The sequence below is a fragment of the Micromonospora sp. RTP1Z1 genome, assembly GCF_033804685.1.
Taxonomy (GTDB): domain Bacteria; phylum Actinomycetota; class Actinomycetes; order Mycobacteriales; family Micromonosporaceae; genus Micromonospora.
In genome coordinates this window covers 1-20,462 of the sequence record NZ_JAPFQV010000074.1, presented here as the reverse complement: position 1 = coordinate 20,462, position 20,462 = coordinate 1, and the positions used below count along the sequence as shown (strand labels likewise).

The following is a 20,462-nucleotide window of genomic DNA, read 5'->3' as shown; positions in this document are numbered from 1 at the left end:
GGGTGGGGGTCGACGTCCTACTACGCCGTGATGGGATCGGTCGCCGCGGAACCCGTCGAGGAGCGGGCGCGCCAGCGGACGTACCAGGGGGCGTCGGGGGAGCCGTCGAGGACGCCACCGTCCGGGTCGTCGGCGTAGGTGTGCCGGACCACGTCGCGCTCGGGGCGCAGGATGTCCCGGATCACGAAGCCGCAGAGCACCGCGACGGTGATCAGCCGGAGGCTGGCGGCCAGCACGAACACCCCCTCCGGGAAGACCGGCCGGCTGGTCGCCGCGCCGAGCAGCTCGCCGTAGAAGGCCGCGAAGTAGCAGACCTCGGCGAGCTGCCAGGCGAGGAAGGCGCCCCAGCGGGGGCGGGCGAGCACCGCGAGCGGAAGCAGCCAGAGCACGAACTGCTGGGACCAGACCTTGCTGAAGATCAGGAAGGCGGCGACCACCAGGAAGGCGAGCTGCGCGAGCCGCGGCCGGCGCGGCGCCAGCAGCGCCAGCGCGGCCACCCCGAGGCAGGCAAGTCCGAAGAGGAGGTACGACACCCAGTTGAGGGCGGGAATGTGGGCGTTCAGCCACTCGAACGGCCCCTGGTCGCCGGGGCTCACCTTCCCGTCGAGGTAGCGGCCGATGTACCAGAGGGTGCCCCAGTCGATCGGCCGGGTGGTGTTCAGCTCGAAGAACCGGCCCCAGCTCTCCCGGTAGGGCAGGGCCACCGGCAGGTTGACCGCGACCAACGCCACCACACCAGTGGCGATGGCGGTGAGCGCGGCGTGGATATGACTGTCACGCAAGCGCTGCACGATGCGCTGCGCATGGACCTGAAGTGGGCCAAGAAGCCGTCGGACGGCTGATGGCACCCTAATGACACGCCGGATGATCCATGACCTTGGAATGTCCAAGGCCCTGGCTGGGACTCTCGTCCTCACCATGGTCTTTCGAGTGGGGCGGATCCGGCCGGCACGCAGCGCGAGCACCAGGATGGGTCCGAGCAGGAACAGCGGCCACATCTTCGCCGCCCCGCCGAGGCCGAGCAGCACCCCGGCCAGGGCGGGTCGTCGGCGCGCCCAGGCCAGCAGGCCGAACGCGGCCAGCCCGACGGCGAGCAGGTCCCAGTTGACCGTGGCGGTGAGCAGCAGCGCTGGGGAGAGCGCGAACAGCGCCGCGTCCCATGGCCGTCGTCGGCGTAGGGCGAGGATGACCGCCACGGTGGCCACCGCGAGCGCGCTGAGCACCAGCGCGTTCAGGTTGTAGAACCACTGCCCCTGGTTGATGCCCGGGTTGTCGGCGCCGAGGGCGTGCACCGGCAGCCCGAGCGCCCCCATGAAGTACCCGGTCAGCACCGGGTACTCGACGGGGTGGTCGGCGTACGGGACCTTGCCCTCGTTGAGGCCCTCGGCGTAGTAGAGCGCCAGCACGTCGGTGTAGCAGAGCCGGGTGTACTGCACGTTGTTCTGCCAGGCGCCGTCCTGGCAGGGCGACTTCTGCACCCAGTGCAGGGCGAGGGTCAGGCAGACCAGGGCCAGCACGATCCGGGTGGCCGTCCAGAACCGGCCCTCCCGGCCGGCCGGCCGGTCCAGCGCGACCGCGTGGTCGCCCAGCGGTCCGCCGATCACCTCGGAGACGCCGCGGACGAAGCCGTCCGAGCGGGACGGGTGGTCGGTGGTCCCGCCGTCGTCGATGCCTGCCGTCGACTGGGTGCTCATGGAGAGGAATCCTGCCGTACGGCAGGGGTCGGCGTCCCGCCTCGACCACACAAATCCGGTACGCGGATACGCCGACGGCGGCCGGACCCGTGGTCCGGCCGCCGTCGGCGGTGCGTGGAGATCAGTACGTCTGGCGTGGTGGTGTGGTCGGAAGGATCCCGCCACCGCCACCGCCGGGTCGCGGGTCGAACGGGTTGGTCGGTCCATTGTTCCCGCCGTTGCCGTTGCCGTTGCCGCCACCGTTGACGGGCGGGCAGAACGGGCTCAGCGGGCTCGGGCAACCCGGCGGCTGCTGCGGGTCAACCGGCGGCGGGGCAGCCTCGCCGTTGCCGGAGTTCGGGTCGCCGACGTGCGCGGCCTCCGGGAAGTCCAGCTCCTTCTCGCCCTTGAGCGCCTCGTTCATGAACCGCTGGAAGATGGCGCCCGGCATCTTGGCGCCGCTGATCTTGTTGCCGCCCTTGTCCTCGATCTTCAGGCGGCGGCCGACGTTGCCGACCCAGACGGCGGTGGCGAGCTGCGGCGTGTAGCCGATCATCCAGGCGTCACCGTTGTCGGAGGTCTTCTCGTTCAGCTCCCAGGTACCGGTCTTCTCGGCGGCCTTCCGGCCGTCGGCGAGCCGCCGGTTCACCGCGGCCGGGTACTTCTCCAGCACCGAGGTGACGTCGTGCACGACGTCCTTCTTGATCCGCTGCTGGCCGCCCCGCGGGTCGAGTTGCTCACCGCCCAGCTTGCGCCAGGTACCCGTCTGCTGGTCCTGCTTCTCCACCAGCTTGACGAAGTGGGCCTTGTTGTACTTCCCCTCGTTGGCGAAGGTGGCGACGCCGTTGGCGTGGTCCAGCACGGTGATCGGGTACTGGCCGTAGCCGACCACGTGGAAGAAGGGCGACGGCGCCAGGTCCTCCGGCTTCTCCTTGGTGAGGTCGTGCGCCTTCGCCGGGTTGGTGTCCGTCTGCCACATCGTCGTGATGCCGGCCTGCTTGGCCATGTTGACGACCTTGTCCGGGCCGATGTCCTGGGTCACGTAGTAGAACGGCACGTTCAGCGACTTCAGCGTCGACACCTCGAGGGTGCAGGAGTTGTGGCAGGACGGGTCGTCGGTGCCGGCGTTGCTGACCTTGAACTTGGTCCCCTCCGGGGTGAACGCCTTGCCCTTCCAGCGGGACTCGACCGACTTGCCGGCATCCAGCGCTGCGGCGAGGGTGTAGATCTTGAAGCTCGATCCCGGCGAGTGCCCGCCGCTGACGACGCCGTTGTCGTAGTTCTTGCCGGCGAAGTCGGTGCCGGTGCCGTTGTCACCGCCGTAGTAGGCGAGCACCCGGCCGGTCTTCGGCTCGATCGACACCACGGCCGCCATCAGGTTCTTCGGCTGGCCGTCCAGCTCGGAGCCCTTGGTCTTGCGCTGGGCCGCCTCGAGCGCGGCCTTCTGCGTCTTGGTGTCGATGGTGGTGGTGATCCGGTAGCCGCCCTTACTGAGCGCCTGCGAGCAGAGCGGCTTGTTGTCGGTGACCTCAGCGTCGTTGTCGGTGCAGAGTTTCTTGTCCCGCATCTCCTGCGCCACATAGTTGATCACGTTGCCGTACGGGGTGTTGATGCCGAAGTCGACGCCGACGCCCTTCGCGCTGGGCTTCTGGAGCGTCTTGGTCGGGTACTCGGTCGGGTGCTTCTGCTTGCCCGGCGCGTCCAACCAGCCCTCGGTGATCATGCCGCTGATCACGTAGTTCCACCGGTCGAGCGCGGGCTGCGGGTTGATCGCCGGATCGTAGCCCTTGTGCGTGGCGCTCGGCTCCGGTTGCTTGATCAGCGCTGCGAGCACCGCGGCCTCGGCGACGGTCAGCTGGTTGGTGTGTTTGTGGAAGTACGTCTGGGCCGCCGCCTCGATGCCGTACGCGCCCCGCCCGAAGTAGATGACGTTCAGGTAGTGCTGCATGATCGTCGGCTTGTCGTACTTGTCGTTCAGCTTGGAGGCGAGGATCGCCTCCTTCACCTTCCGCCCGTACGTGTCCTGCTTGAGGTTGTCGTAGGCGTTGCGGGCGTACTGCTGGGTGATGGTCGAGGCGCCCTGCTTCTCGCCGCCGGTGAAGTTGTTCCAGGCGGCGCGGGCGATGCCCTTGTAGTCCACACCGGAGTGCCGGTAGAAGTTCCGGTCCTCCGCCGCGGCGACCGCGTCCTGCACCCACTGCGGGATGTCCTTGATGGCGACGAAGGTGCGGTTCTCCGCGCCGACCTTGGCGATGACCTCCTTACCGTCGCCCGCGTAGATGGTGCTGGCCAGCGGCGGGGTGACGTCCTCGGGGAGGATGACCTTGGTGGAGTAGTAGGTGAAGCCGACCACGCCGATGCCGGCGAGCATGATGAAGACCGCGAAGCTGGCGATCAGCATGTTGATCCGCTTGCGCTTCTTCGCCCGGGCCGCCGCGCCCGGATCGTCACCACGGCCACCGCGACCGCCGCGGCCCGGCCCGTTCGGTCCACCGGGGCCACCCGGACCGCCGCCCGCCATGCCCGGCACACCGGCGCGGGCCACCGCGGCCCGGCCACCCACGGCCGCCGAGCCGACACTCGCCCGCCCGGCCGAGCCCACCGCGGCCGAGCCCACCGAGGAGCGACCCGCCGGACCGCCCGGGGCCGGGGAGACCGGCACCGAGGCGCGGCCGGCGCCGGCCCGACCCGGGGCGGCACCGGGCGCCGGCGGGACCGAGGCCCGTCCGGGGCCGGCCCGGCCCACCGAGGCCACGCCCGCGGCACCGTCGCGCGGAGCGGGTGCCGCGCCGCCGCCCGAGGCCCGTCCGCCGGACGCGGAGCCCCGGGGCGGTACGGAGGCGCGGGCCGAGGCCCCACCTTCCGGGGCGGATGACCAGCCGGTCCCGTGCGGACTCCCACCGGATCCGGGGTCGCCGTTCGGGCCCGGGATCTGGTCCCGCCCACGCGAAGAACTGGGATCGCCGTAGTTCATTCCTCACACCCTGCCGGTCGCGGTGGGGCGCGGAAACGCCGCCACCGGGTTGCCGTGAGCTGGACCACGAGACGCTACACCCCGGGCGTGCCGGGGCGCAGGCGTGGAATCCGAAGCAATCGGACTAATCAGACCTCGAAGCTGTCGGTCCGCCCACCCGTCGTCACCCGGGCCGGGGTCGGCCGATACAGCTGGAATCACCGTTGCGCCTCTCGCCTTCGACGAGGGGTGGAACCGTTCGGGGCGGACAAGCCGCTCACCGCACCCGGCTCCGACCCGTCCTCCGTGCCGCCGGCCAGCCCGTCCCGGCCGAGCAGGAACTGCTCGATGAGATGGTTCCAGTCACAGCCGAGGCACACCTCCACCACGAAGACCTGGAATTCACGCAGCGTCATCGCCAGGACGGGCAACTCGGCCCGGGTACGCGCCTGGCCGGCGGACTGCTTGAGTTCGTCCCCGTAAATGTAGTGGACGTGGATGAGGTTCTCGCTGCGGCAGATCGGGCACCGCTGCTCGGTGGGTTCGCCGTGGAACCGGGCGGCGTTCTTCAGGTACGGCGAGGCGTCGCAGACGTCGTACGTGCCGACCCGGCCGGCGAGGAGCTCACGCAGCGCTGCTCGCTTCTGGAGCGAGTAGTCGACGACCTGGCGCTGCGTACGCATGCGGCAAAGGGTACGCGGTCCGGCGGGGCGAGGCGACCATCGTGACGATCCGTGACGACAGCACGTCGGAACAGGGGTTTGCCCTGATCGAGGAGTCTCCGCTAACGTGCGATGTATCGGTCCGATACATCGCGGCGGTTACCGGCCATGTCCGGGGGTAATCAGCTCCGCGCCGGGGGGTAGGAAGGGATGGCCAGTGCTCGAGTTCGCCATCCTCGGCCTCCTGCAGGAGGCTCCCATGCACGGCTACGAGCTGCGCAAGGAGTTGACCGCCAAGCTCGGCGCGATCCGGGCGGCGATCAGCTACGGCTCGCTCTACCCGACCCTGCGCCGGCTGCAGGCGGCGGGATGGATCACCGAAGCCGCCGAGACATCCGCGACCGCCGAGGAGGTTCCCGCGCTGACCAGCCGGCGAGGTCGGGTGGTCTACACCATTACCGCGGAGGGCAAGGAACGCTTCGCCCAGCTGATAGCGCAGGCTGGACCCGAGACGTACGACGACACGGGCTTCGGCGTGCACTTCGCGTTCTTCGCCCGGACCGACCAGGCAACCCGACTCCGGATCCTGGAAGGTCGCCGTCGCAAGATCGAGGAGCGTCGCGAAGGACTTCGTGACGTGCTCGGCCGGGCAGCCGAGCGTCTCGACGCGTACACCCTGGAACTGCAGCGCCACGGCCTCGACGCCTGTGAGCGTGAGGTCCGCTGGCTGGAGGAGCTCATCGCCAATGAGCGCTCCGGCCGCGCCCCGACCGTCCCGCCCGGGACAGCCGGCGGCCGACGAGAAGACAACAGCCCGCCTCCGCCTGGCGAGTCCAGGAAAGAGCGGCCGTGATGAAGAAGAAGGAGGCAGACGCTATGGGCTCCGTCCGCGTCGCCATCGTCGGTGTGGGTAACTGCGCCTCGTCCCTCGTGCAGGGCGTGGAGTACTACCGGAACGCCGACCCGAACGACCGCGTCCCGGGTCTCATGCACGTCACCTTCGGCGACTACCACGTATCGGACGTGGAGTTTGTCGCGGCGTTCGACGTGGACGCCAAGAAGGTGGGCATGGACCTCGCGGAGGCGATCGTCGCCAGCGAGAACAATACGATCAAGCTGTGCGACGTGCCGCCGACCGGCGTCAGCGTGCAGCGCGGCCCGACCTTCGACGGCCTGGGCCAGTTCTACCGCGAGATCATCGAGGAGTCGGACGCCGAGCCGGTCGACGTGGCCAAGGCGCTGCGCGACGCGCAGGTCGACGTGGTCGTCGCCTACCTGCCGGTCGGCTCCGAGCAGGCCGACAAGTTCTACGCCCAGGCCGCGATCGACGCCGGCTGCGCGTTCGTGAACGCCCTGCCGGTCTTCATCGCCTCCGACCCCGAGTGGGCGAAGAAGTTCGAGGACGCGGGCCTGCCGATCGTCGGTGACGACATCAAGAGCCAGGTCGGCGCCACCATCGTGCACCGCGCGCTGGCGAAGCTCTTCGAGGACCGCGGTGTCGAGCTGCTGCGCACGTACCAGCTCAACTTCGGCGGCAACATGGACTTCATGAACATGCTGGAGCGCACCCGCCTGGTCTCGAAGAAGATCTCGAAGACCCAGTCGGTGACCTCGCAGATCCCGCACGAGATGAGCAAGAGCGACGTGCACATCGGCCCGTCGGACCACGTGCCGTGGCTCGACGACCGCAAGTGGGCGTACATCCGCCTGGAGGGCCGCTCCTTCGGCGACACCCCGCTCAACGCCGAGCTCAAGCTCGAGGTGTGGGACTCGCCGAACTCGGCCGGTGTCATCATCGACGCCGTCCGGGCCGCGAAGATCGCGCTGGACCGCAAGATCGGCGGCCCGATCCTGTCGGCCTCGTCGTACTTCATGAAGTCCCCGCCCGAGCAGTACGCCGACCACGACGCGCACGCCGCCGTCGAGGCGTTCATCAAGGGTGAGGTCGAGCGCTGACGCGCTGACCACAGCACCGTCGAGGGCCGGGTCCGCACGGACCCGGCCCTCGCGCGTGCCACCGACCCGGCGGGTACGTCAGGACCAGGCGCGTTGCAGGGCGATCTTGGCCTCAAGCTCCAGCAGCGTCACCTTGCGCGGCAGCCCACCCCCGAAGCCGACCAGCTTGCCCCCCGCCCCGACGATCCGGTGGCAGGGCACGATCACCGGGATCGGGTTCCGATTGCAGGCCACCCCGACCGCCCGGGCCGCCCCGGGGTCACCGAGCGCCTTCGCCACCTCGCCGTAGGTGAGCATCTCCCCGTACGGGATGCGGGTCATCTCCCGCCAGACCGCCCGCTCGAACTCCGACCCCCGGCGCATCGCCACCGGCACGGTGAAGTCGGTCAGTTCACCGGCGAAGTACGCCCGCAGCTCGGCCACCACCAGGCCGGCCAGCCCGTCGACCGGCTCGTCGGTCGCCGACTCCACCCGCCCGAAGTGTGCCCCGCAGACCGCCTCGTCGTCGGTGGCCACGGAGAACTCCCCGATCGGCGAGTCGAGCACGGTCCAGCGCATGCCGCCCATTCTGCCGCCCGGCCCAGACACCGGATCACACCCGGGGCGGCGGTGAGGCAAGGTTTCCCCAACCCCGTGCGTCTCTAGTACGGAGGTGAACGGTGGCAGAGGTCATCGACGGGGAGTTCACCGCGTTCGTCACCGAGCGGGGTGACGCGCTGCTGCGCGTCGCGTACGCGCTCGCCGGCAACCAGCACGCCGCGGAGGACCTCCTCCAGAACGCGCTGGCCAAGGCGTACGCCCGGTGGCCGAAGATCCGGGGCGACGCGGAGCCGTACGTGAGACGGATCCTCTACAACGACCAGGTCTCCGGTTGGCGCCGCCGGGCGCGGCGCGCCGAGGTGCCGGTCGCGGAGCTGCCGGAGCGACCGGCGGCGGGCGACGGCGGCCACGACGCCGACCTGCGGCTCCTGCTGCGGGAGGCGCTGCGGGCCCTGCCGCCCCGGCAGCGGGCCGTGCTGACCCTGCGCTATCTGGAGGACCTCAGCGTCGAACGGACGGCGGCGATCCTCGGCTGCCGGGCCGGCACCGTGGCCAGCCAGGCGTCCCGGGCGCTGGCGAAGCTCCGGGAGCTGGTGCCCGCCCTCGACGAGCTGACCACGCGTTCGGAGGTGAAGCGATGACCGGGCCAGTGGAGGACGCGCTGCGGGTGGCCGTACACGATCTCGCCGACGGGGTCCGGCCGGTGCCCGACCTGGCCGTCCGCGCGCTCGGCCGGGGCCGCCGGCTGCGTCGGCGGCGCCGGGCCGTGGCGGCGGGCGCCGCCCTGGTCGCGGTCGTCGCGGTCGCCCTGCCGTTCGTGCTGCTGCGCCCGCAGCCGGCGGCGCGGCCCATCACCCCGCGCCCCACCGCGACGGCGACCCCGCCGGCCCCGATCCGGCCCACGCCCGGCCCCGACTGGTCGACGAAGCCGCTGGTCCTGCCCGGCGACTGGGTGGTGACGGCGGGCACCTTCGTCAACGGGCCGGGCAAGGGCTTCGTGCTGGACCGCAACCGGGGCCGCTACCTCACGGCCGACGGGTACGACGGGGTCTTCCCGGCGCCGGTCGGCTCGCTGAACGCGGTGACGGACGAGGACCGGCCCCGCCAGGTCGCCCTGGTCGACCTGACCAACGGAAGGACCCGCTGGTACGACGTCGGCCGGGCGCTCTCCGCCCCGACATGGTCGCCGGACGGCCGGCGACTGCTCTTCACCACCCACCAGCTCGACCACTTCGGCTTCATCGTGATGGAGACGGACGGCACGAGACACACGTTCCGGGTGGACGAGAAGCAGTTCTTCTGCACCGACTACTGCGACTTCACCTGGAGCCGGGACGGCACGGAGGTGGTGCTCCCGCAGACCGGCCGGGCCCGCCACGACGAGTCGGTCCGGGACCTCCGGGCGGGCGTGCGGCTCTTCTCGGCCGACGACGGGCGGCCCACCCGGTTCGTGCCGGTGCCCGGCGACCCGGCCGGGCCGTGGGCCTGGTCACCGGACGGGAAGCTGGCGGTGGTCCAGGGGCAGCAGGAGCCGCTGCTGGTCGAGACGGGCACCGGCCGGGTGATCCGCACGCTGCCCACCGCCGACGTGGTCTGGGTCTCCGACGACCGGCTGCTCTACCGCCGGCCGTACGGGGCCCGGGACGTCGTGCTCGCCGACCTGACCGGGCGGGAGCTGGTCCGCCAGCCACTGCCCAGGGAGCTGGTCGAACGGGAGATCACGGTGGCGCCCCGCTGAACCGACGGCGCCCACCGTGGCCCGGACGGAAAACGACGAACCCGCCCAGACCTCCCGAGGGCGGCTGGGCGGGCGTCGTCTGTGATCGGCCGGCCTAGAGGGCCTCGAAGACGAACTTCTCGCCGACGCCGAGACCCAGGGTCTCGCTGTTCCAGTCGACGGTCCGGCTGGCGATCAGCCGGCTGGTGCCGGCGCTGCCGGCGGTCACCGCCTTGCCGTTGATGTACGACCTCAGGTAGATCGACCCGTCCGGGTTGTAGTCCAGGAAGTCGAACTTCTCCCAGGTGCCGATCGATGTCCCCCGGGCGATCAGTGGCTTGGTACCGGCGCTCTCGGCGGTGACGAACCTGCCGTTGATGAGCGCCCGCAGGCCGAAGAAGCCGTCCCCGACGTTGACGATCTCGAACTTCTCCCAGGCACCGGGGGTCGCGGCCCGAGGCACCAGCGGCAGCGTGCCCCTGCTCTCCGCGGTGACATACTTGCCGCTGGCCTGCGACTTGATGCCGACCACCGGCGCGGGGGCGTCGAAGTCGAACTTCTCCCAGGCACCGATGGCCGTGGCCCGCGCGATCAGCGGCAGGGTGCCCTTGCCATCCGCGGAGACGTACCGGCCGTTGATGTTCGCCTTCAGGCTCACGGTGCCGTCGGTGTTGTTGATGATCTGGAACTTCTCCCAGATGCCGATCGCCGCCGATCGGGCGATCAGCGGCTTGGCGCCCGCGCTCTCCGCGGTCACGTACTTGCCGTTGACCTTCGCCCGCAGCCCGACGAGGCCGCTGCCGGCGTCGACGACGTCGTACTTCTCCCACGCTCCGAGGGCCGAGCCCCGGGCGATCAAGGGCTTGGTGCCTGCGCTCTCCGCCGTCACGAACTTGCCGTTGATCCGCGCCTTCAGGCCGTACGAGCTGCGGGCGGCCTGGGCCGCCCCGACGTGCAGAAGTCGGTCCACCGACCCCATGGTGTCGTGCACGGCGCCGTCGATTCCGCTGGTGACGATGCTGTCGCGCACCTGCTGCGGGGTCCAGTTCGGGTTCGCCTCAAGCAGCAGCGCCGCGGCGCCCGCCACGTGCGGGGAGGCCATCGACGTGCCGCTCATCGCGGTGCTGCCGTTGGTGGTTCCCATCGCCGCGGAGACGATGCTGACCCCGGGGGCGAAGGTGTCCAGGCATTTGCCGTAGTTGGAGAACCAGGCCCGGAAGTCCACCTTGTCCGTGGCGCCGACGGTGATGGCCGTCGGCACGTTGGCCGGCGACGCACCGCACGCGTCCTGCATGCTGTTGCCGGCCGCGACGGCGTAGCTGACGCCGGAGGCGATCGAGCGGGTGACCGCGTCGTTGACGGCCTGGTCGGTGCCGTTGAAGCCCAGGCTCATGTTGGCCACGGCCGGCTTCAGGGCGTTCGTGGTGACCCATTCGATGCCGAGGACGAGCTGCTCGCTGGTGCCGCTGCCCGCGCAGTCGAGCACCCGCACCGCGACGAGCTTGACGCCCTTGGCCACGCCGTAGTTCGTACCGCCGACGGTGCCGGCCACGTGCGTGCCGTGGCCTTCGCAGTCCTGCGCGTCCGGGTCGTTGTCGACGAAGTCGAAGCCGGAGCTGGCCCGTCCGCCGAACTCCTGGTGGTTCATGTCGATGCCGGTGTCCAGGATGTACGCCGTGACGCCGGCCCCGGTGGTCGGGTAGGTGTAGGAGCGGTCGGCCTTCGCCGTCGTCTGATCGATCCGGTCCAGGCCCCAGGACGGCGGGTCGCTCTGGATGTCGGTGGCCGAGTAGCGCCGGACCTGCTCGACGTAGGCCACGTCGGGGTCGGCCGCCAGCCGCTCCGCCTGCCGGCGGTTCATGGCGGCGGAGTAGCCCTTGAGTGCCTTGGTGAACACATGCCGGACCGTGCCGCCGTTGGCGGCGGCGAGCGCCGACGCGGTGACCCGCACCTCGCTGGGGCTGGCCTTGTGGTCCTTGAGGACGACGATGTAGCGGTCGGGCACGACACCGGCGCTGTCGGCGCCGCGCACCGGTGCCCGTGGTGCATCGGATGGGGCGGCCATCGCGGCGCTGCCGGTGCCGGCGAACACGATGGACGTGGCGGAGGCGAGGGCGAACCCGGCCACCGCCGAGCGGCGAATCACGCCACGGCGTTTCACTATGAGATCTCCCCGTTTACAGCAACCGTCCACCTCGAACGAGCGGACGAAGCGATCGGAGCAGCCTCACCACACGGATGACCGGGAGGCTGACGGATGTCGCACCATCATGAGGGAAGATCGCCGCCGGACGCGTCAACCGTTCGGTCGATACGCCGGCGTGTCGTCGTACGCCCGGACGCTCGGTCCGCCGCGCTCAGTCGCGGATGCCCTGCTCCCGGGCCCAGCGCAGCAGCTCCGCCTCGGCCTCGTCGCGGTCCAGCGGGCCGCGCTCCAGGCGCTGCTCCTTGAGGTGCTGCCAGGCCTTCCCCACCACCGGCCCCGGCGGTACGCCGAGCAGCTCCATGATCGCGTTGCCGTCCAGGTCCGGGCGGACCCGGGCCAGGTCCTCGTCGGCCGCGATCCGGGCGATCCGCTCCTCCAGCGCGTCGTAGTCGGCGGCCAGCGCGGCCGCCTTGCGCCGGTTGCGGGTGGTGCAATCCGACCGGGTCAGCTTGTGCAGCCGGGGCAGCAGGTCACCGGCGTCGGCGACGTACCGGCGCACCGCCGAGTCGGTCCACTCGCCCCGGCCGTACCCGTAGAAACGCAGGTGCAGCGCGACCAGGTCGACCACCTTCGAGGTGACGTCCTTCGGGTACCGCATGGCCTTCATCCGGGCCTTGGTCAGCCGGGCCCCGACCACCTCGTGGTGGTGGAAGCTGACCCGCCCGTCCGGGCCGACCGCCTTGGTGGCGGGCTTGCCGACGTCGTGCATCAGCGCGGCCATCCGCAGCACGAAGTCGCAGCCGTCCTCCTCCATCGACATGGCGTTCTCGACGACGGTGAGGGTGTGCTCGTAGACGTCCTTGTGCTGGGCGTGCTCGTCGATCGTCAGCTTGAGGCCGGTCAGCTCGGGGAGGAACCGCTCGGCCAGCCCGGTGTCGACCAGCAGCCGCAGTCCGGTGATCGGGTCCGCGCCGCAGAGCAGCTTGGTGAACTCGTCGCGGATCCGCTCGGCGGTGATCCGTTCGAGGTCGGCGGCCATCCGGGTCATCGCCTCGCGGACGTCCGGGTGGACGGCGAAGCGGAGCTGGGCGGCGAACCGGGCCGCCCGCAGCATCCGCAGCGGGTCGTCGCGGAACGACTCCTGAGGCGTGCCGGGGGTACGGATGACCTTGGCGGCGAGGTCCGCCAGGCCGCCGTGCGGGTCGGTGAACCGGTGGTCGGGCAGGCTCACCGCCATCGCGTTGATGGTGAAGTCCCGCCGCTTGAGGTCCTCTTCGAGGCTGGTCCCGTACTCGACGATCGGGTTGCGGCTGACCTGGTCGTACGCCTCGGCGCGGAAGGTGGTGATCTCCAGCCGGAGCCCGTCGCGCTGGCAGCCGATGGTGCCGAACTCCCGACCGGTCTCCCAGATCGACTCGGCCCAGCCCCTGATGATCCGCAGCGTCTCGTCGGGGTGCGCGTCGGTGCAGAAGTCCAGGTCCTCGCCGAGCCGGCCGAGCAGCGCGTCCCGCACCGAACCGCCCACCAGGTGCAGTTCGTGGCCCGCTGCGGCGAACCGGCGGCCGAGTTCGTCGGCGACCGGCGAGACGCGGAGCAGTTCGGCGACGGCGTTGCGCTGCGCGGCGGTGAGCTCGCGGCGGTCGGCGGCGTGGGATTCGGAGACTTCGGACATGGGATCGCCAGCCTATCGGTCCTGCCCGGGAACTCGGCCGCCGGGCGCGGGTACGAGGTACAGGTTGACTAAGGTCTTGACCGTCGGGACGGTGCCCGGCCCCGACGTACCCCCTGGGAGGCTGGAGATGAGCGGCGGGCTCTACCGCAGCGCGAACGCCACGCCGGACGGCGCGGTTCCTCCCACGGACGAGGCGACCTTCATCTCGGCCGAGCCGCTCAACCAGCCGGCGGTGGAGGCCACCGCGCCGCCGCCGGAGCAGGTGGCGGAGGCCAGCGCCGCGGCGAACAGCGCGGTGATGGCGGTCGGCAGCCTGGTCAGCCGGGGCACCGGCTTCATCCGCAACCTGATGATCGGTGCGGCCCTCGGCGGCGGCCTGGTCGGCAACGCGTACACGACGGCGCAGTTCCTGCCGAACCAGGTGTACGAGTTCCTGCTCGGCGGCGTGCTCACCAGCGTGCTGATCCCGGTGCTGGTCCGCCGCCGCAGGGCCGACCCGGACAAGGGTGAGGCGTACTCCCAGCGGCTGCTCACCCTGGCGGTGATCACGCTGGCCGCCGCGGCGCTGATCGCGGTGATCCTCGCGCCGGTGCTGACCGCGCTGTACGCCAGCGGCAAGGACGGCGCCTACACCGGGCTGGTCAACGACCTGTCCTACCTGATGCTGCCGATGCTCTTCTTCACCGGCGTGAGCGCGCTGATCGCCGCGGTGCTGAACACCCGGGGGCACTTCGCCGCCCCGATGTGGGCGCCGATCCTGAACAACCTGGTGGTCATCGGCACCTGCGGGCTCTACATCGCGGCCTTCGGCGCGAAGATTCTCCAGCCGGCCCAGATGGGCTGGGGCCGGATCCTGCTGATCGGCGGCGGCACCCTGCTCGGCGTGGCGATCCAGGCCGCGGGCCTGCTGCCAGCGCTCCGCAAGGTCGGCTTCCGGTGGAAGTGGCGGTTCGACTTCCGCGAGCTGGGCCTGCGCGAGCTGGCCAGGCTCGGCGCCTGGATGTTCTGCTACGTGGCGATCAACCAGCTCGGCCTCTTCGTCGTGGTCAACCTGCTGACCCGGGCGGCCGGCGACGACACCGCCGGCATCATGATCTACAACAACGTCTTCCTGCTGCTGATGATGGCGCACGGCATCATCGCCGTCTCGATCATCACCGCGCTGATGCCGCGGATGAGCGCGGCGGCCGCCGACGGCCGGTTCCGGGACGTCACCGCCGACCTGTCCCGGGGCACCCGGATGGTCACCGCGGTGCTCGCCCCGGTCGCCGTCTGCTATGCGGTGCTGGCCGCCCCGATCTCCGTCGTGGTCTTCCGGTACGGCGCCTTCACCGGCGCGAACGCGGTCGCCACGTCGACCGTGCTGCTGGTCGCGGCCGTTGGGCTGGTGCCGTTCGCGATCAGCCAGCTCTTCACCTTCGCCTTCTACGCGCTGCCGGACACCCGCACCCCGGCGCTGATCAACATCCCGGTAGTGGCGCTGCGCGTCCTGCTGCAGATCGGGCTCTTCCTCGCCTTCTCGGCCACCTTCGCGGCGGCCGGCATGATGCTCGGCAACGCGATCTCGTACCTGGCGGCGGCGGTGATCTCCGCGATGCTGCTCCGCCCGCGGGTGGGTCGGATCGGGTTGGGCGGGATCATGCGGACCATGGGCCGGGTCGTCCTGGCCGCGCTCGGCGCCGCCGCGGTCGGCCTGATCGTGGTCGCGCTGCTCCCCGGCGACCCGGCCGACCTGAGCTGGTTCGCGGCGGTCGTCCAGCTGGTGATCGGCGGCGCGGTGATCGGCGGGACCTACCTGGGGCTGGCCATGATGCTCCGGATCGGCGAGATCACCGAGGTGGTCGGGATGGTCCGGCGCCGGCTCGGCCGCTGACCCGCCCGGCGCACCGCCGGCCCGTCGACCACACACCGTGCACGAGGATCACCAGCCTGGGGATGCGGCTGTGGATAACTTGGCGTTTCCCCGCTCAGCCACCCTCTCGGCCTGTGGACAACCAACCGTACGGATGAGGGTGAGGGGCCGATCGGAGGGAATTCGGCCGGGCGTCGGGGAGACCGCCACACCCGGTGCGCCCCTCCGTCGACTACTTGCGGTCAACCTCTAGATTGGCTGGTGCATGTACCAGCAACGTGGCTGACAACGGTCGTGACCGGACCGGGCAGCCCGGCGCTGGTGCCTGACCAACTGCGGCGGGAAGATGACATGTCGGGGAACCGGGCATCCCAGGTAAGGTCGCACTCGACGGGTACGGCAGGAGCCGACGCAGGCGTCGGCTCCGGTCTGCCGGTTCCTTCGAAGGCAGAGCGGGAAGCCACATGCCCAGCAGCACGGGTCCATCGATCGACACGATCACCGAGGGAGGACGGGTGACCCAGGTCGGCGAGGGTCAGGAGGCGGAGGAGACTGCTCCGCCGGTCATGACCTTCGGTGCTCCCACGGCCGGTGAGATCCTTGCCGAGCGGTACGAGCTGGTCGAGCACATCAACAACGACAGCGCGGGCCGGCTGGTCTGGCGCGGGGTCGATGTCGTGCTGCGCCGTCCCGTCGCGGTGGTCCTCCGCTACCCGGGTGGCGACTCCGCCACCGAGATGCTCCAGGCCGCCGTCGCGGCCAGCCGGGTCATCCACCCCAACCTGGTCGGCGTCTACGACGCGATCGACGAGGCGGACCGGGCGTACGTGGTCCGCGAGTGGGTGGACGGCCAGTCCCTGCGCGAGCTGGTCACCGCCGACGGGCCGCTGGACCCGGCCCGGGCGACCGCCATCGGCAACGCCGTCGCCAGCGCCCTCGCCGCGGTGCACGCGACCGACATGGTGCACGGCAACGTCCACCCCGGCACGGTGATGATCAGCGATGACGGCCGGGTGGTGCTGGCCGACGCGCGGACCGACGGCGCGGACAGCCAGGAGAACGACCTCCGGGCGGTCGGCGGGGTGCTCTACTTCGCCCTCACCGGGCACTGGCCGCACGAGGAGGCGCCGCTGCACGGCGCCACCGCCGGGCACGGCCGGGCCGCCATTCCGGACGCCGTACGCGACGCCGGCGGCGCGATCGCCGCCCCCCGTCAGGTCCGGGCCGGGGTGCCGGCCTACCTCGACGACCTGACCATGGACCTGCTCGACCCGGAGATCGCCCCGCCCTCCTCGGACGTGCTCGCGGCCGAGCTGGGCCGGCTGGACATCCCCGCCGACGAGCACTTCCTGAACCAGGCCGGCCCGCTGCGCTTCACGGCCGACGCCGAGGAGGAGCCGTCGCCACTGGCCGCCGCCGGTGGCCGCAAGGTGGCCCTGGGCATCGCCGGGCTGCTCGCGGTGGCCCTGGTCGGCCTACTCATCGGGATCAGCGCGCTGGGCGGCAACGACAAGGACCCGAAGACCGAGCCGGTGGCCGGCCCGACCGGCAGCGCGCAGGCCGACCAGCCCACCCAGCCCGCCGCCGCGCGGAAGCTGCGCGTGGAGGACGTCCGGATCATCGATCCGGACAGCCGGAGCCGCAACGAGCTGAGCGACGCCGAGAAGGTGATCGACGGCAACGAGGACCAGGGCTGGGAGACCGACACCTACAACGGGCCGAAGTTCGGCGGGCTCAAGAAGGGCATGGGCGTCTGGATCGACCTCGGCGGCGAGCACACGGTCAAGTCGGTGAAGGCCGTCCTCTCCGCCAACGGTGCCACCGCCCAGCTCTACACCGGCACCACCGACCCGGGCTCCAGCTCCTCCGGCGACAAGAAGCTGTACACCGAGTACGTGACGGCGAAGTCGCGGATCGGTGACGGCTTCGCACCGGCCGAGGGCAGCACGCTGATCTTCAGCAACGGCTTCGACCCGGACAAGAAGTACCGCTACCTGCTCTTCTGGCTCACCGAGCTGCCCTCGAACGACCGGGGCTACAAGATCGGTGTCCAGGAGATCACCGTCCAGGGGTCGTGAACCGGCCGCCGCTGTCCGGGCATCACTCCCGCCGGACGTGATGATGGACGACCGCGGCGAGGTACGGGCCGGCGAGCAGACCGACGGCGTGCGCGGCGCACCGGTGGCCGTGCCGACGCGGGCCGGGCCGGGCGCCGGGACGACCGACATCGAGCTGCTCCGCGCCCACGTGGCCGGCGACCGGGACGCCTTCACCGAGCTGTTCCACCGGCACCGGGACCGGCTCTGGGCGGTGGCGCTGCGCACCCTCGGCGACCGGGAGGAGGCCGCCGACGCCCTCCAGGACGCCCTGCTCTCCGCGCACCGCGCGGCGGCCCGCTTCCGGGGTGACTCCGCGGTGACCACCTGGCTGCACCGGATCGTGGTGAACGCCTGCCTGGACCGGCTCCGCCGGCGGCAGGCGCACGCCACGGTCCCGCTGCCGGACGGCGTGCACACCGACGGCGAGCCCGGCCGGCACACCGGCGGGGTCGAGCCGGCCGCCCCGGTCCGGGACCACGACACCGCGCTGGTGGTGCGGCAGGCCCTGGCCGAGCTGCCGGTCGAGCAGCGCGCCGCGCTGATCCTGGTGGACGTGCAGGGTTATCCGGTGGCCGAGGTGGCCCGGATCCTCGGCGTCGCCGAGGGGACCGTCAAGAGCCGCTGCGCGCGGGGCCGGGCCCGGCTGGCGACGCTCCTCGACCACCTGCGAACGGGTGTCGACGACCCGCCGTCGGTGCCGCGCCCGGCCGGCCCTACCGCCGCCGACATGCCGCGCGTCACGGCGGGGAACCCGCGGCCGTCGGAGGGCGTCGAATCGGCGCCGGGATGGTCCCGGGCCGCGAACGAGGAGGAGACGTGACCCCCGGGAAGTTCAGCGAGGTCGACCACGACCTGCTCGCCGACTACGTCGGCGGGGCGCTGGACGGCACCCCGGAGCAGGTCACGGTCGCCCGCCTGATCGAAGAGGACCCGACGTGGGGCGGGGCGTACGCCGCCCTGGCGCCGGCGGTGGAGCTGGTCCGGGCCGACCTGGCCGTCTGGGCCGCCGCTCCCGTACCCGACATGCCGCTGGCCGTCGCGGACCGGCTCGCCGCGGCGCTCGCCGGCGCCGGACCGGCCCCGACGCCGAACAACGACGACGCGGTGCCGGTCGACGGCAGCAGAATTCGGGCGGGCGAACACCCCGTCGCCGGGGCGGGCACCGTGCCGGCGAAGGCGACCGGCCAGCGGCGTACCGGCCGGGCGGTCCGACCGGCCGAAGGTCCGCGCCGCGGCGCCGGTCCGGGGCGCGGGCGGCGGCACTGGGCACGGATCGCCGGTCCGGTCGCCCTCGCGGCGGCCTCGGTCGGCGCGGTCGGGCTGGGCCTCAACCAGCTGGTCACCACCCGGAACGACACGGCGGTGACGGCCGACGGCAGCCGGGGCGACAGCGCCGGGGCGCCCGGCCCGATGGCGGCCGAGCCCTTCCGGACGACCGGCCCACCGCGCCGCAGCGGCACGGACTACACCCCGGAGCGGTTGTCCGGGGTGAACCGGTCGAAGGTGCCCGGGGCGGCGGACAGCAGCGGCCGGGAGACCGCGCCGGCGGCACCGGAGGACGAGCGGCTCTCCGTCGCCGGCGGGCTCGACCGGCTCACCGGCCGGGACGCGCTGGACGCCTGCCTGGGGGAGATCACCGCCGAGCACCGGGGCGGGGCGGTGACCGTGGATCTGGTCGACTACGCGTCGTTCCAGGGGCGGCCGGCGCTGGTCGTCACCTTCGTCGACGCGGGCGGCGCGCGCTGGGCATGGGTGAGCGGACCGGAGTGCGGCGTGCCCGGGTCCGGCGCGGACACCCGATTCCGCACGCGGGTAGGGTGAGATCGCGGTCATCGGCGGCTGCCGTTCCACGTGACGTGACCCACCGGATGACCGGTTCGGGAATCGCCGCTTCGTACGATGACGTTCTGCAAGTCAGGCGCCGACGCCGCTGAGCCGTCGGCACTCGGATCGACATCGTCCCGGCGGCGGAGCAGCCGGGACGGATGACGAACACACACATCGGGAGACGGCAGTGGACGAGGTCCGCAACCTGATCATCATCGGCTCCGGGCCGGCCGGTTACACGGCGGCGGTCTATGCCGCGCGCGCCAACCTCAAGCCGCTCGTCATCGAGGGCGTGCAGTCCGGCGGCGCGCTGATGACGACCACCGAGGTGGAGAACTTCCCCGGCTTCGCGGACGGCATCCTCGGCCCCGAGCTGATGGACAACATGCGCAAGCAGGCCGAGCGGTTCGGCGCCGAGTTCCTGACCGACGACGCCACCCGGGTCGAGCTGACGGACACCGGCGACACCGGCACCGGCGCCACCAGCACCGTCTGGGTGGGCGAGACCGCGTACCGGGCGAAGGCCGTGATCCTCTCCACCGGCTCCGCCTGGCGTCCGCTGGGCGTACCCGGCGAGCAGGAGTACCTCGGCCACGGCGTGTCGTCCTGCGCCACCTGTGACGGCTTCTTCTTCCGCAACCAGCACATCGTCGTGGTCGGCGGTGGTGACTCGGCGATGGAGGAGGCCAGCTTCCTGACCCGGTTCGCGGACTCCGTCACGATCATCCACCGCCGCGACTCGTTCCGGGCCAGCAAGATCATGGCCGGCCGGGCGCTCGGCAACGACAAGATCAAGGTCGAGTGGAACTCCACCGTCGAGGAGATCCTCGGCGAGGACGGCAAGGTCAGCGGGGTCCGGGTCCGCAACGTGCACACCGGCGACATCAAGGTGCTGGACGTGACCGGCGTCTTCGTGGCGATCGGCCACGACCCGCGCAGCGAGCTCTTCCGCGGGCAGGTGGACCTCGACGACGAGGGGTACGTGAAAGTGCAGGCGCCGAGCACCCGGACCAGCATCCCGGGTGTCTTCGCCGCCGGCGACGTGGTCGACCACACCTACCGACAGGCCATCACGGCGGCCGGTACGGGCTGTGCGGCGGCCCTGGACGCCGAGCGCTTCATCGCCACCCTGCAAAGCTGAAACATCTTCAGAAGTAGGTCCCGGAGGAGGGGTTCATAGTGGGAGCAACCAAGAAAACCATGGCCCCTGGCGGGGCCACCCACAGGTGGGTGAAACTCGGGTCGGCGGTGTCGCTCGCCGTCGCCGGTTGCGCTTGGTGCCCTCGCGGTGCCTGAAACCAAGAATGGTGTGGGAGCCCGTCCCTGGTACCCCAGGTTGTTGCCCCCCGTGCACGTGTCTCAGTG

General features: G+C 71.4%; 15 protein-coding genes. 9 read left to right on the top strand and 6 right to left on the bottom strand.

Annotated elements, in window-relative coordinates:
- Positions 1–20: 20 nt before the first annotated feature.
- The 3 genes from SLP03_RS27380 to SLP03_RS27370 all read right to left on the bottom strand — a co-directional run bounded on the left by SLP03_RS27380 (position 21) and on the right by SLP03_RS27370 (position 5,309).
- Complete coding sequence (locus SLP03_RS27380; protein ID WP_319463524.1) at positions 21–1,694, bottom strand: glycosyltransferase family 87 protein; 1,674 nt, start codon at positions 1,692–1,694, stop codon at positions 21–23.
- Between the two features lie 121 nt (positions 1,695–1,815).
- Positions 1,816–4,647, bottom strand: a complete 2,832-nt coding sequence (locus SLP03_RS27375) for a transglycosylase domain-containing protein (RefSeq protein WP_319463523.1) — start codon at positions 4,645–4,647, stop codon at positions 1,816–1,818.
- 197 nt (positions 4,648–4,844) lie between these two features.
- A complete protein-coding gene (locus tag SLP03_RS27370) occupies positions 4,845–5,309 on the bottom strand; it encodes a DUF5318 domain-containing protein (RefSeq protein WP_319463522.1) in 465 nt (154 codons plus the stop codon).
- A gap of 196 nt (positions 5,310–5,505) precedes the next feature.
- Between SLP03_RS27370 and SLP03_RS27365 the strand changes: the two genes are divergently transcribed.
- Entirely contained in the window at positions 5,506–6,141 is a 636-nt protein-coding gene (locus SLP03_RS27365) for a PadR family transcriptional regulator (RefSeq protein ID WP_319463521.1), read from the top strand.
- Between the two features lie 23 nt (positions 6,142–6,164).
- Positions 6,165–7,244, top strand: coding sequence for an inositol-3-phosphate synthase (locus SLP03_RS27360; RefSeq protein WP_319463520.1), 1,080 nt, complete (start codon positions 6,165–6,167; stop codon positions 7,242–7,244).
- Between the two features lie 78 nt (positions 7,245–7,322).
- On the opposite strand, the gene SLP03_RS27355 is transcribed toward SLP03_RS27360, so the two are convergent.
- Entirely contained in the window at positions 7,323–7,802 is a 480-nt protein-coding gene (locus tag SLP03_RS27355) for a methylated-DNA--[protein]-cysteine S-methyltransferase (RefSeq protein ID WP_319463519.1), read from the bottom strand.
- 101 nt (positions 7,803–7,903) lie between these two features.
- Between SLP03_RS27355 and SLP03_RS27350 the strand changes: the two genes are divergently transcribed.
- Together SLP03_RS27350 and SLP03_RS27345 are read left to right on the top strand one after the other, a co-directional pair.
- Positions 7,904–8,425, top strand: coding sequence for a SigE family RNA polymerase sigma factor (locus tag SLP03_RS27350; RefSeq protein ID WP_319463518.1), 522 nt, complete (start codon positions 7,904–7,906; stop codon positions 8,423–8,425).
- Positions 8,422–9,522 (top strand): hypothetical protein, encoded by a 1,101-nt coding sequence (locus tag SLP03_RS27345; protein WP_319463517.1) that lies wholly within the window; start codon positions 8,422–8,424, stop codon positions 9,520–9,522. The genes SLP03_RS27350 and SLP03_RS27345 overlap by 4 nt, the downstream gene beginning before the upstream one ends.
- A 94-nt stretch (positions 9,523–9,616) precedes the next feature.
- On the opposite strand, the gene SLP03_RS27340 is transcribed toward SLP03_RS27345, so the two are convergent.
- Complete coding sequence (locus tag SLP03_RS27340) at positions 9,617–11,662, bottom strand: S8 family serine peptidase (RefSeq protein WP_319463516.1); 2,046 nt, start codon at positions 11,660–11,662, stop codon at positions 9,617–9,619.
- Between the two features lie 196 nt (positions 11,663–11,858).
- A complete protein-coding gene (locus SLP03_RS27335; protein ID WP_319463515.1) occupies positions 11,859–13,319 on the bottom strand; it encodes a CCA tRNA nucleotidyltransferase in 1,461 nt (486 codons plus the stop codon).
- Between the two features lie 127 nt (positions 13,320–13,446).
- Between SLP03_RS27335 and murJ the strand changes: the two genes are divergently transcribed.
- The 5 genes from murJ (at position 13,447) to trxB (ending at position 20,238) form a co-directional block, all read left to right on the top strand.
- Positions 13,447–15,192 carry a murein biosynthesis integral membrane protein MurJ gene (gene murJ / locus SLP03_RS27330; protein ID WP_319463531.1) on the top strand — a complete coding sequence of 582 codons (1,746 nt, stop codon included), beginning with the start codon at positions 13,447–13,449 and terminating at the stop codon, positions 15,190–15,192.
- A 443-nt stretch (positions 15,193–15,635) separates the two neighbouring features.
- Positions 15,636–17,249, top strand: a complete 1,614-nt coding sequence (locus SLP03_RS27325; protein WP_319463514.1) for a protein kinase family protein — start codon at positions 15,636–15,638, stop codon at positions 17,247–17,249.
- 43 nt (positions 17,250–17,292) lie between these two features.
- Positions 17,293–18,090, top strand: a complete 798-nt coding sequence (sigM, locus tag SLP03_RS27320; protein WP_319463513.1) for an RNA polymerase sigma factor SigM — start codon at positions 17,293–17,295, stop codon at positions 18,088–18,090.
- On the top strand, positions 18,087–19,091 hold the full coding sequence (locus SLP03_RS27315; RefSeq protein WP_319463512.1) for a hypothetical protein: 1,005 nt from the start codon (positions 18,087–18,089) through the stop codon (positions 19,089–19,091). The genes sigM and SLP03_RS27315 overlap by 4 nt, the downstream gene beginning before the upstream one ends.
- Positions 19,092–19,284: 193 nt before the next feature.
- The gene (gene trxB, locus SLP03_RS27310; RefSeq protein ID WP_319463511.1) at positions 19,285–20,238 is read left to right on the top strand and encodes a thioredoxin-disulfide reductase; all 954 of its coding nucleotides are present in this window, start codon (positions 19,285–19,287) and stop codon (positions 20,236–20,238) included.
- Positions 20,239–20,462 lie beyond the last annotated feature (224 nt).